The organism is Leptolyngbya sp. FACHB-541 (genome assembly GCF_014695875.1).
In the GTDB taxonomy this organism is placed as follows: domain Bacteria; phylum Cyanobacteriota; class Cyanobacteriia; order Elainellales; family Elainellaceae; genus JAAUTN01.
Window position 1 is genome coordinate 62,756 of record NZ_JACJPC010000083.1, and the last position, 12,838, is coordinate 75,593.

General features: G+C 49.2%; 10 protein-coding genes. 1 reads left to right on the forward strand and 9 read right to left on the reverse strand.

Going from position 1 to position 12,838, the window contains the following annotated elements; all coding sequences use genetic code 11:
• Positions 1-5: 5 nt before the first annotated feature.
• Positions 6-2,681 carry a hypothetical protein gene (locus tag H6G00_RS18055; RefSeq protein WP_190797812.1) on the forward strand — a complete coding sequence of 892 codons (2,676 nt, stop codon included), beginning with the start codon at positions 6-8 and terminating at the stop codon, positions 2,679-2,681.
• 14 nt (positions 2,682-2,695) lie between these two features.
• Here H6G00_RS18055 and H6G00_RS18060 read toward each other — a convergent pair whose 3' ends face one another.
• The 9 genes from H6G00_RS18060 to H6G00_RS18100 form a co-directional block, all read right to left on the reverse strand.
• Positions 2,696-2,908: a hypothetical protein gene (locus H6G00_RS18060; RefSeq protein WP_190645918.1), complete on the reverse strand. Its 213-nt coding sequence runs from the start codon at positions 2,906-2,908 to the stop codon at positions 2,696-2,698.
• A gap of 144 nt (positions 2,909-3,052) precedes the next feature.
• A complete protein-coding gene (locus H6G00_RS18065; RefSeq protein WP_190797813.1) occupies positions 3,053-4,189 on the reverse strand; it encodes a cellulase family glycosylhydrolase in 1,137 nt (378 codons plus the stop codon).
• Positions 4,186-5,217: a glycosyltransferase family 2 protein gene (locus H6G00_RS18070; protein WP_190797814.1), complete on the reverse strand. Its 1,032-nt coding sequence runs from the start codon at positions 5,215-5,217 to the stop codon at positions 4,186-4,188. Before H6G00_RS18070 ends, H6G00_RS18065 begins: the two co-directional genes overlap by 4 nt.
• 36 nt (positions 5,218-5,253) lie before the next feature.
• The gene (locus tag H6G00_RS18075; RefSeq protein WP_190797815.1) at positions 5,254-6,291 is read right to left on the reverse strand and encodes a glycosyltransferase family 2 protein; all 1,038 of its coding nucleotides are present in this window, start codon (positions 6,289-6,291) and stop codon (positions 5,254-5,256) included.
• Positions 6,292-6,321: 30 nt separating this feature from the next.
• Entirely contained in the window at positions 6,322-7,587 is a 1,266-nt protein-coding gene (locus tag H6G00_RS18080; RefSeq protein WP_190797816.1) for an oligosaccharide flippase family protein, read from the reverse strand.
• A gap of 181 nt (positions 7,588-7,768) precedes the next feature.
• A complete protein-coding gene (locus H6G00_RS18085; RefSeq protein WP_190797817.1) occupies positions 7,769-8,740 on the reverse strand; it encodes a glycosyltransferase in 972 nt (323 codons plus the stop codon).
• Positions 8,741-8,810: 70 nt separating this feature from the next.
• Positions 8,811-10,103: an O-antigen ligase domain-containing protein gene (locus H6G00_RS18090; protein ID WP_190797818.1), complete on the reverse strand. Its 1,293-nt coding sequence runs from the start codon at positions 10,101-10,103 to the stop codon at positions 8,811-8,813.
• 30 nt (positions 10,104-10,133) lie between these two features.
• Entirely contained in the window at positions 10,134-11,693 is a 1,560-nt protein-coding gene (locus H6G00_RS18095; RefSeq protein ID WP_190797819.1) for a hypothetical protein, read from the reverse strand.
• A 53-nt stretch (positions 11,694-11,746) separates the two neighbouring features.
• Positions 11,747-12,838, reverse strand: coding sequence for a polysaccharide biosynthesis/export family protein (locus tag H6G00_RS18100; protein WP_190645910.1), 1,092 nt, complete (start codon positions 12,836-12,838; stop codon positions 11,747-11,749).

Here is a 12,838-nt window from a genome sequence, read left to right on the forward strand (position 1 = left end):
TTTGGATGGCGAAACGACCGCATGACTTAGATTCAGCTTCAGAGGAGCGGCAAAAGCATCAGCCCGTTCCTCCTAAGCGTTCAGGGGGACAGGAGAGAGGCGATCGCGCCTCTCATCCGGTTAAGGTGAATGTGCTGGTTTCTAACCAAAAACGCTTAACTCAGGGAACTCTGTCTGCCCAAAACGGACAATCTACAGAACCAACGAGCAGCACACCTACCCCACCCGCCAAGGTGCCCGTCAAGGTGAACGTGTTGGTGTCGGCTCAATCCAAAAAATTTTCCAAGAAAGCTCAATCGCCCCGAAAGGCAGAACCAGAGTGGCTCGAAGAAGAGGAACTGGACGAAGAGCTAGAGGATGAAGCGGGCCGTCTTGCCATTAATGTCTTAGTTACGCCTAAACCGAAACGAGGATCAAGGATCAAGTCTGCCTTGCTCGTTTCCTTTGTCCTGCTGGGTATGGCGGGAACCGTTGTGGGCGGAGGTTGGCTGGCGGTGCAGCTCATCATCAACCCTGGGTCAGTCAGATGGCTAAGCTGGATGATGCCAGAGTGGAATCGTCACGCACTCCAGCGAGAGGTCATTCAAACGCTGGCTGAGATTGAAGCAGAAGCGACCGAGGCAGGGCGATCGCTAGGCACTCCGCTCTACCTCCCGGCAACGGTAGGGTTGCCGCAGGATTTGCTGATCCCAATTTTGGCGGAATCTGATCACTGTGGTGGCAGGGGGGCGATCGCCTCCGTTCCGTCTGGCTGCGGCAGGCTAGTCGAAGTCAGAATTTATCGTCCGCTTTCAGCCAGGGAGGGAGCGCGCCCTGGTTCCTTTCAACTGATGAGCCGGATGTCGGTAAACGGCCCTGAAGAATTTTTTGTGCTTGACCCGTTTGTTACCTCGCCGACGGCTGTCCCTGGCTCCAATCGGATCATGCCGCTTAGCACCGTCACCCTGATCGAAGGCAATGCCACAGAGCCGGGAATCTGGCTACATCTCAGCGGCGAACGGATGCGGGGCAGCACACGCATCGTCTATGGGCAAGTGGTGCGCTACGATCCGGCAATTCCGCAGCTCTATTCTCTAGTGGAGTGGACAAGCCCCGCTGGGAAACTTCCCACCTGGCAGCAGATTACGGGCAGCGAAGCTACAGAACTGGTTGTTAACCAAACGGTTGGGCTGGAACCAAGCTTTAAGGTTTATCAGGTAGAGAGGCTGCAATCGTCCACGGAACCGATTCGCCTGACACCAATTTTGTTGGAACAAGCTGCTCTTGATAGTCGGACTTATGAAAATGGGCTGACTCTGGCGCGAAATGGGTTGTGGTCGGCAGCACTGCGAACGCTGGAATCCCTCAAGCAGCAGATCGATGCAGCGAATTGGTCAGCTCCAGCCCAGGCTCAGCTAGACCTGATTGCGCTCCATGCCAACGCCACCAAAGCTCAAGCAGAGCGTGATTGGGCTAGCCCCAGCCAGCAGATTTTGGCGCAGCTAATTGACGGACGTTGGGGCAATGCACTGCAACTGCTGCAAACCACCATTCGCAACGGTTATGATTTGTCGAGCCTGTTGGAGGTTGACTCTGACCGGATTTGGCGACGAGTTAATGCTGCTCTTCAAGTCAACCGCAACCAGCCCGATGTCCAGATTTGGGGCGCTCTAGTGCTAACGGCTCAGCGCGATCGCGCTGCTGCGATCGCCTGGTTGCGCCAACAAAACCCGGCTCCAGATACCAATACCCGCGTCCAGCAAGTCCTGAATCTGGTTAATCCCCAATCAGCACCAACGCTTACAGCCAGCCATGATAGCCGCATGATTGGCTCTGCGACCCAGGTTTCTAGCATCAATGCGGTAGATTGGCTGCGCCCCCAAGCTAACAGTCCACTGACCTTAACGGGGCAGCAAGTTTGGTATCAGATCCAGCTTGCTAATTTTCATGATGGGCAGCGCTGGCGGCGATCGCCCTTTTCTGACCTGAACTTACCTTCTACTGGAGCGGCTCAGCGGCTCTGGAGCCTATTGGGGCTAACGAATAATTCGCCCATTCAAATCCTGGTGTGGTCAGCCGATGGTCAGCCTCAAACGATTGAAGCAACCGTCAAAGCGGCTCGTGTTAGCGGCGGCAACCTGCAACTGCTGGCAGCAGGTTCACCGCCATCTAATGCAAATTCATCTGCTGGGCAAGCGCTTTCTCCATTAGCCATTACCCTATCCACCGTCAGTTGGTTGGAGACAGGAAACTTGCTAACGCTGAACGAGTTAAGCCAACAGCAACCCGACGGAGGGTCAGCGCTACTGACCAATCTTTGGCAGGAGTTGCAGCGAGCAGGTCAGGTTCAAGCTACCGATCTGGAAGACCCGGACTTGCTGCAAGAGGTAGGGCAGTGGTCGGTCGAGTTGATAGATTTGACTGGAGATGGCCAGCTTGAATCAGTGTTTACCTTCAAGCCCAGTCTGCTAGCTGCTTCAAGCTATGTCACCGCTAGCGCTCAGGCTGCAAATCAGGATGAAACTCGAACGCTGATTTTTTCGGCTCAGGGGCAGTTAATTTATAGTGAACTGAGTACCGACGCAGCTCAATTTTTGGTGGCGATCGCCAACCCCGGCGACGGCACAACGGCTTTATTGGTTGCGAATGGTCAAACCTACGGACTACAGCGCTGGTCAGCCCAAAATCAGCGGTTTGAATAGAAAAGCTTAGCTGCTTAAGCTACGTTTCCTAGAAAAATTGCCATTGCCATAATTGCAATGGCTCCAGAGGTCAGCAAAACCACAAATAAGGTTGCCTCAATGAAGAAGCTGCCTTCAAAGCTATTCTTGAGAACGGTCACTGCCCCCACTAGCCCAACTAAGAGCAAAATTGAGGCCAGTTGGGTAAAGTCTTCCCAACGATACGCAATCAAAGGATCATGATCCATCACTACGCCATCACTCGTACTGTTAAATTCAATCTGAGATTGAACTGAATTGTTGAATCCAGTTATTCAACCTGGCAATCTAGTTTTACCAGGTATGCAGATCCTAGATCCTAGTTTGCCTATCGTCCAACTGACTACCTCCAGTTAGTTAAAAAGCGCCTTTACCACCACCGGATCGGGGACGCGTGCTCCATCGGTGCGGCGAATTGCGCCAAAGCCGGAGTCATATTCCCACATCGCCCAGCCAATTTGAGATTGCTCTAGCAGCGATCGCACATCTCGCAACCATGCCTCACGCCCCTCTGCGGGTGCAGCCCGACGATAAACGCCAAACTCATTACAGGTGACGTGCACCTGATGGGATTGCCCCCACTCTGCCGCCCGCTGGAGGCTTTCCTTCAGTTTGGCTGCATTCCATTCCTCCTCTCCGTAGTCCATCAGCCAGTCCCGAGCCGTTTCGTTTTCGATCTCAGGTAAGATAGCGGCGATCGCCTCTGCGTCTGCTGGGTAAGGCACGTTGCGAAAATGTTCCCAGGTGTCCTCTCCCCAATCTGCTCCCTGGTGGGTGAAAGACATCGGCTGATAGAAATGGAAGTTGTAAACGACGTTAGGGTCTTCCACGGGCGTAATTTGTTGCAGGGCTACGATCGTGTCCCAGTCGTCCTCTACGCGCAGGTTTGCTGAAGCAATCAGAGTATGATCGGGTGCGCCAGCCCGCATTTCAGCCAAGAGCCTTTCCTGAATGACATACCAATCCTGCGGATTTCGGGTTGCAGGCTCATTCATGACTTCCAGAAAAACCTGGTTTGGATTGCGTGAACTTAGGTGTTGAGCAAGCGATCGCCAAAACAAGCCCACTGCTTCAACAAATGATTCTTCCTGATACAGCCGTCGCTTGAATTCCGACCGGGGATGCAAGTCCACAATCACCGCCAAATCTGCCGCCAAAATCTGATCCAGGGCAGCATCAACATAGGGCAAATTTTCTGAATTCAAGCGCTCTGGCTGTTCTTCGTCAAATAGAATTGTCGGATCGAGCGGCAGTCGAATGTGCCGAAACCCAATCTGTTTGATTAGCTGAATGTCTTCAGGCTGGATTCGATTTTGGAAGTTGTCAGCCGTCAACTCTGCCTGAGCAAACCAGTGAGCCACATTGATGCCCTGGGTTAGCCGCTCTAGGCGGGATTGCTCCACGCCAAGCGATCGCATCATCAGAAGAAGCGATAAGAACAGCGCTGCAAACAGCCCAACGCCAAACAAAATCCAAAATTTTCGCTTCATGCAAGCTGTCCGGTTTGGTCTTGCTGAATTTGTCGCTTTTGCGTCGCTCCCGTAATTTTCAGTGCCAGCGTCTCCATTTGAGTGTAGAGCGACTGCGGCAAGAGCCACAGCAGATAGGCAGCAGCAGCGGTAATCAACGTGCGGCGCGGTTCGTCAATCACCATGCGCCAGTGAGTTCTAATCGCCTGATGCAACAGCGAAACGGCATCTTTTCTCAGTTGCAGCGTCACGGCTCTGCGGGCTAGATATCTCAAGTGATAGGCTCTAGCAGGGTTCTCCCATTGCGCGACGATGTCCGGTGCATAAGACCGGGTTTTTTCGATGACCTGCTCCCAGGAATCCTGCTTTTTCATCAGATTAGCTGAAATTCCGGCTGAGTTGACTCGATAAAGGGTCAGAGATTCAGGAATTCCTTCAATCTTCCAGGGCGTTTGAATCGCGATCCGAAACCAAAAGTCGAGGTCTTGAGAACCCTGAAGCCGCTCATCCCAGTAAAAATCTTGGGTGATGCCATGCAGGTTATCCTCAAATTTGATGGCGGCGATCGCCTCTCGTCGCAGCACTGCCGCTGATCCGTTGCCAATCGGATTTCGACAAATTAAATGAAAAATCTCGATGTCTTGTAATCTAGGCATCTGATAAATACCTAAAGCATTGCCCTGCTCGTCAATGAATGCAGAACGGCTAAAACTAACGCCAACTTCGGGTGAGTTTTCGAGATGCTCAACGTGTTTTTCTAACTTTTCTGGTAGCCATACATCATCTCCATCCAGGAATGCAATGTAGTCGCCTTTGGCAGCACGAATGCCTGCGTTTCTAGCTGCATTTGCGCCTTGATTGGGCTGACGAATAATCTGAATGCGCGGGTCTTGAAACTGCTGACAAATACTGACGCTCTGATCAGGAGAACCATCGTCAATGATCAAGAGCTCAAAATCAGAGTAAGTTTGATCTAAAACAGATTGAACGGTTACAGCGATGTACTGCTCAACTTTATAAACAGGAACAATTACAGATACTTTTTTCATGGGTTAGATCCAGCGTTAGAGGGTTAGTTAATTTAATTATGGGGAAGTTGCCTGTTGAATTTGCTCCTTCTGAATGCGGTCTTTTTGAATTGAGCCTGCTGCTTTCGCTGCAAAGGTTTCAATCTTTGAGTAAAGCGATTGAGGTAATAGGTAAAGCAGATAGGCAGCAAACCAGGTTCTTAGAGTTCGGCGCGGTTCTTCTAACAGGATTTGTTTGGAAGTAGCGATCGCCCGATGTATCAAATTTACTGCCATTGCCCCATCTTTGAGCCGAACGGCTGTCCGAGCAAGATAGCGCAATCGGTAGGCAACCCCTAAATCTCCCCACTCTTCTACTATCTCAGGTGCGTAGGAACGAACTTTTTCAAGCACCTGTTCCCAAGATTCCAACTGCTTGAGTAAGTTAGCAGAAAGCCCTTCAGCATTAACTCGATAAAGCGTTAGGGCTTCAGGAATTCCTTCAATTTTCCAGGATGTTTGAATCGCAATTCTTAACCAGCACTCAATGTCTTCTGAACGTTGGAAGCGATCGTCGAAATAGAAATCTTCTACTGTTCCATAGAGGCTATCTTGAAAACGGATTTCCTCTAATACTTGCCGTCGAATCACCGCTGCGGAACCATTGCCAATCGGATTACTACGAAATAGATCTTCTACTGTAATATTCGTCAATTTGGGCATTAAGTAAGTATTTAAAGAATTTCCTGCCGAATCGATTAATGCAGAACGGCTAAAGCTAATACCCACTTCTGGTGAATTTTCTAAATGCTCAATGTGTTTGGCTAATTTTTCTGGTAGCCACAAATCATCCCCATCTAAAAAAGCAATGTAATCTCCTTCGGCATGGCGTATTCCAGTATTACGAGCACCCGCCAAACCTCGGTTTTGCTGATGGATAATTTTGATGCGTGGATCAGAAAATTGCTGACAAATCTCAATGCTGCGATCGGGAGAGGCATCATCAATCAAGATTATTTCAAAATTTTGATAAGTCTGTTCTAGGAGCGATCGCAGCGTCGCCGCTATATACTTTTCAACTCCATAGACTGGAACAATCACAGACGCTTTTTTCATAACATTCCTTAGCGTGACAGTAACAGTAATTTATGCTTGGGCGAGCGCTCGTTGCTTAGCAAAAACATAGCGAGTTGCCCAAGCGGTATAAAGCGGAATAAAGATAGCATGAGCTAATAGGACGGCGATCGCCACGCCCACGACTCCCCAATGAACACCGACCAAAATGCTAACGGCAAAGATAGCCGTAAACATGACATTGCCGATTAAACCGAGACGGGTTTCATCAACAGCCGCTAATAAGCTAAAAGCGGCTGAGTCAAAAGCACGAGGAATTGCAGACAGGCAAATCAGAACCAGAATTGGAATAGCAGGTGTCCACTGTTCGCCAAACAGGATAGGAACATAAAAAGGCGCAAGACCTGACTGTAGCAAGACGAATGGAGTAATGATTAATCCAATCGTTTTCAGGCTCTTAAAGTAGCCTTTCTTGAAGGCAGCGAATTGCGATCGCAGCTTACATAAATGTGGATACAAAGCCGTCATAATCGACTGAATGATGGTTAGACTAATTCCTAATCCCGCGTTGTAAGCAAAGAAATAAGTTCCTAGCTGTGTAACTCCTAAGAAACGACCGACTAACAAGTAATCTAAATTTTCCCTCAAAGTTTTTAATAGATTGATCCCAAGAATGTTTATGCCAAAATTAAAGATTATGCCCCACTTCTCGGTTGTAAATCCTTTATTAGGTCGCCAGGGATGATTCATTAGATAAATGACGAACTCGATTGGCGCTGCTAAGAGTCTTGGCAAAACAATTGCCCACATTCCCATTCCCATAAAGGCAAATACTGCAGTTAGAATATTTGCCGTTCCATAACGTGCTGCTTGGGCGATCGCGATCGTCTTAAACCGATTTTCTCTCTGGATTAAAGCTGACTGTACTCGCCCAAATGGGCTAACTAACAACGTTAGAGCCAGCACACAAATAGGTAGAATTAGCTGGTCGTCGTTATAGAACCAAGCAACTGGAAAAGATGCAATGCACTGAATCAGAAATAATGCTGCATAAATGATCCAGTTTAGCCAGTATGCACCGATCGCAGTACTCTCTAGGCTTTCATCATCAGACTGAATGACTTTGGCAAAGATGCCGATTTTGGTAAAAGTTTGAGTAAATTCGTAAGTGGTTAGAACTAATGCCGCCAAACCGTAGTCATGGGGCGTTAGAAAGCGCGGCAGAATTACTGTTGCCGCCAGGCGAGAAACTCGAATTGCTAATTGGGCAATACTTAACCAGCCTAAGTTGCGAGTGAAATCATTGTTGATTACTTTTTTGAGAATGAACTGTTTCACACTTTCAAGCTGTGGAGGTAAAACAGTTCTGTTCTCAGATTGCTTGAATTTTACAGAGGAATTAAGCAATCGCTTCCGAAAGTTGGATTGGTAGACTCTTCGTTTAATTCCAACACTGAACTGTCTAACGAAACTCACAAAGATAACCCCGACCGCAACATCAAAAAATAAGTTCCTGTATTCAATTTGCTTTTGATACTGACACCATTGGAAAGTTCTTCCCTAGAAACTGAATGAAACGACGAGCAGTTCCCTGAGGAAGAAATTTTACGGTTAGCAGTTTGAGAACTAGGCGTAGGGTTTCGCGGTTCAACAGAATTTTGGGAGATAGTTGAATAGCTTTTAATAGCTTTCGCTGAGCTTGCTGAACTCCCTGGCGATCGCTTCCATTAAACAAACACTGTTTCGCTAGATACCGATAGGCATTAGCCAAACTTTGATTCTTCAAATACTGAAGCTCTGGGGGTGCTGCCTTGAATGCCCTTTCAATCACAGTCAAGTTTGCATTTTCCATGATCTCAATTTTGGAGGTCATCGACTGAGTGGAGCGACGATACAGAATGTGATATTCAGGAACTACAGCAAAGGGACACAAAGCTGCTAAGCGTAGGTAGTAGTCCCAATCTTCAACGGATTTTAGATTAGGGTCAAACTCTCCCGCAGCTTGAACAAACTGCCTACGAATCAGAATATTGGAACCGCTAGAAATAAAATTGCGAATAAGCAATTTAGGATAAATATTTCCCTGCCAGTGAAGTGGCTCCCAAGCATAAAGAAAATCGCTGTTTTCATCAATAAAAGCTGTCCAGCTATAGACAACCCCTGCTTCTGGATATGCTTGTAATGCCTTAAGCTGAGCTTCTAGCTTGTTGGGTTTCCATAAATCGTCGGCATCAATGAAAGTAATAAACTCTCCTGTAGCCCTTTGAATACCGCGATTTCGCGCTACAGGCAATCCGCCATTTTCGTAGGAAAAAACTTTAAGTCGAGGATCGTTAATCGTGCTGAGAAGCTCAATGGTGCGATCGCTTGAGCCATCATTAATCACAATCAATTCAAAGTCAGAAAAAGTCTGCGCCTGAATAGATTTAATCGTCTCAAGTATGGTCTTCTCAGCATTGTAGGCTGGAACGATCACAGACACACACGGCATGATATGAGCCTCTACAAACTAGGAATTAAAGTTTTGTCGCTATAGGGGGCAAACAACCGTTTGCCCCTACTCAAGCTTGAGATTGATTGAGTTGAGGTTTGAGGTGAGAAAAAAGTGCTGGGAATGGCTCCTTAAGGGCAATACCTAGCATGATTAAGCCTGGCCAATAAAGGTAGGCTAGAGTTTCCAAATTCTCGCCAAATGAGAAGAGAAGTAGGATCAGAAGTACAGCTAATCCTGTTTGAGCAGCCTTACTTTTTTGGGCTTTGATAATTAGTTCTACAAAGCTGTACAACATTGGAATTGCTAAGGCAATAAAGCCAACGATTCCATGTACATAGAGCAGTCCTAGCCAGGTGTGGTGGCTACCAATGGGCATAAAGTTTGTTACGGCCGGACCACGCGGAGCTTTGATTCCATGTCCCCAAATTGGGGCTTCTTGCCATTGATAGAACGCCATTCTTGCCAGGAGTCCCCGAAGGCTGGAAGAGGAAGCTCTTTGACTATCAAAGTAGTCTTTAAAGTCTCTTGCGTAACCAATTAGCTGAGGACCAAAAAGACCAGCCGCAAAGCTAGAGAGTCCGGCTGCAATTTGTACACTGGGGCGGCTGAGATTAGCGGCGATCGCCTTCAAAAACGGCAAACTTACAAGGCATAGTAAACCCAGTCGAGAAGCCGAACCCCAAACCATGAGCGCGCTAGAAAACATGCCGATCCAGCGCCATTTTTTGTCAGAATCTTGGCTCGCTAGACAAAAGTAAATGTTGCCTGCAAAGGCCAGGGCAGGTGCCCACGGCGCAAAGATGAGCAAACGAACTTCGCCCTCTTGCCGCAAAAACAAGCTGACATTATAAAAACGTTCGCTGTTTCCGCCGATCTTAGCCATCAGCGAAACGTTATACAAAGGAGTTTCAATTCCCGTTGTGCTCAGCAAGTAGGCAATTGGAATCAGCACCAAACATTGCAAACACAAAATGCAAATTGCTCGGTAGAGTAGCTGCGGTCGAATGTTGAGGCAGCCAATCAGTGGAAATAGCGCCAATAATGCCCAGGTTCGCAGGAAGAAGTTGATGAATGATTTGATGATTTTGGCGTCATCGTAGTTGAAGTTGATGTGTCCGATGATTAGCGCTAAGCCAATCATTAGCATTGCTCCAATCCACACCCAAACTCCTAGTGGAATTGAAATTCTTTGGTCAGCAGGGGTTTCGTCTGTTTGTTGCCAGAGTCGCTTAATTACGTAAAGGGCTAAGAGCCAAGCAAGGGCAGGTCCAGTAACAAACAAAGCTCCGATGAAATACAGCCCCATGCTGCCAATAATGTAGTACCAGATTACGGTTTCTTCAAAGTTTTGGGGTTTCATTGAAGGGGGAGAGAATGGTTTGCAGTCAGGCTATTTGTCTTCAGCATTAACAATGGATACTTCTGGAGCAGACTCATGCTTGGCTGAACCATTTAACTCATGTGGCTTGGGAGCTAGTAATGCTCGCAAGGTTTCAATGTCAATGTAGGGCTGAGGTGCTAATGGCTGGGACGGCTGCCCTGCTGCTGCAACGGTTGCATCTGCCAGCGGTCTACGAGGTCTGAGCCAGAGCGCAATGATAGCCATACTAATCAGTAGAGAACCAGCGGCTGTACCCAACAGAATCAGGCTGGACCGGGGAGAAGCGGCGGATGCAGGCAGGCTGGGCTGGTTGATTAGCTGAACCTGCGGGTAGGAGCCATAAATATCAGACTGGCTCAAATCTAGGCGGGTAATCGTAGAAGAGAAAACAGCTTCGGCGATCGCCACATCACGAGACAGCGCCTCTAACCTGGAGCCGTACTGGGTCATCTGGCGCAGCCTGCCTTCAAGCTGAGCAATTTGGCGATCGAGTTCTGCGGCTTGTGCGCTCAAGCCCTGACTGTCAACCTGGGCAGAAACGGTTTCCTGAAACAGGTTTTCTCGAGCTGAGGAGCGCTGCTCGCCCTCACCCAGATTGAGCTGTGCCAGGGTGGTCTGGTCGACGGGTCGTCCTAAAACGGTGCTGCCTCGCTGTAGCATGGCGGTTCTGGCAGCTTCTTGGCGAGTTCGCTCTCGCACAATCATGGGATGGTTGGGACCAAACTGGTTTGACAGCACGCTTAGAGCAGCGCTGGCTTCGCTATAGTTGAGTAAATTCCTTTGAAAAAGCTGGTCCGCACTCAGGCTAAAGGCATCCGCCGCTTGTCGGGGAGAGACGTTCAGATTGCGAGAAAGCTGTCCCAAACGGGCGTTAGACTGCTGCTGCTGAGCCGCGATCATGGCACGTTCGCGACGCAATTCTTCCAGGTTGGTGGAAATCTGGTCAATTTGCATGTTTGAGCTCAAGCCCGATTCAGCTTTAAACTCCGACAGTTCGTTTTGGGCTAGCTCTAGTTTTGCCTGAGCGTTTGCCAGTGCCGTTTGAACGCCTGCGTTCTTTTGTGAAACTTCCTGAATCCGAAGCTGGCTCAGGCTTTCTTCCAGGGACTCATACAAAGCTTGAGCTTTGCGTTGAGCCTGTTCGGGCGAGTCGCCCTCCATCGTGACTGAGATCAGGGTGGTGTTATCGACGATTTGCACCTCTGGTGTGCCAAATTCGCCTCTAGTTAGCCCGACTTTTTCGGCTGCGGATTCAATCACAGCACTGCTTGTGAGAATAAATTTGTAGTTTTCGCGAGGGTCTTGAATGTCGGGGTTGTTGTAGGGCGATCGAATTTCAGAGGTGGTGTCACCAATGTCGGGCAGCGCGACGCGGGTAGTGGTGCCAGCAGAGGGTAGGGCGACCGCCCACTTGCTTGCGTAGTCTGGCTTTGCCATCTTTAGATAGGCGAATGCCAGTCCCCACAATAGTGCATTAGCTGCCAGTCCTATCAGCAGATAGCGCAGCCAGCGACCGTGAGAGGGGGTCGTTTCAGGAACATAAGCCGGAATTGCAGGAGACGTTGTCATAATGTTCAACTCATTTAGCTAAAGGGTTAATCAAAGAATGGGGCTGCAAGAATTTAGTCAAAGAAGATTGAGCGGAGGGTTCTAAACGGGTTAAGGATGTTGCCAATAAAGTCGAGTACACCTGTTGTGTTGGTCACGGCTGAGTCATAGCAAACAATGCTGTCTTCAGGCATGAGGTAGGGGTTAATCTCGGTGTCGTTAGAGTTTCGTAGCAGGTCTTCAACTTTGCGATCAAAGACTTCGGTTTGCCCTGTACTGCGGTTGGTTTGAATGAGCGTGACGCGCCGATTGGCATTGGTCGATCGCGTTCCACCTGCACATTGGGCCGCCACAACCGCTTGAGAGAAGCGTGAACCGTAGGCAACTTGAGTCACTTCGCCATTGCCACCGCTGCCGCCTGGAGTGGTTTGGTTGGAGAGGAAGATGGCGATCGCTGAAGGGGTCACCTGCGAGGGGCGCACCAGTTCTGGCTGGATTTGGGTCAGTTCCGGCACAACAATCTGATCGCCTGCAATCAGCGCAATGTCTTCGACAGGTTCGCCGCTCAGCACGCCCGATAAATCGACAACTATTTCTTCATCGCCGCGAATTAAGCGAACGTTTTCGATATCGGCTTTGGGAGTCAAGCCACCTGCCCGCCGCAGCACAGAGGTGAGATAGCGCCCAACCGGATACTCTCCCGAAATGGTGAAGGGTTCAGTTTGAGTTTCTTCCACAACTACATCGCGGGGTGCAGCTTCGGAGGGGGTTTGATCGGTGACCAGAATGCGACCCGGTTCAAAGGTTGCGCCTGCTACTGTCACCTGCACGGGGCCCCAATCCACAACCTGAGCCGTCACCTGAAGGAACTGAGGCTGAAATAAACCGCCGCTCACTAGAGAGTCGGTTAGTTGCTCTTGCACTTGAGCGACCTCTAAGCCCGCTGCTGGCATTGGCTCGAGGAAGGGGACTTGCAGCGTTCCGTCTAGGTTGACCTCATAAATACCGCTGAAGCGGTAGGTTTCAGGAATGGCATCGTCAGCCGGAACCGAAATCCGAATGCGATCGCCTGGTGACAGCGGTAGCGCCCAACTGAGCGCCGGAACTGCCAGCATTGCTGCCGTTGCAACAGATGTAAGTAGAGAGAACCTCAAACCCTTAATCAT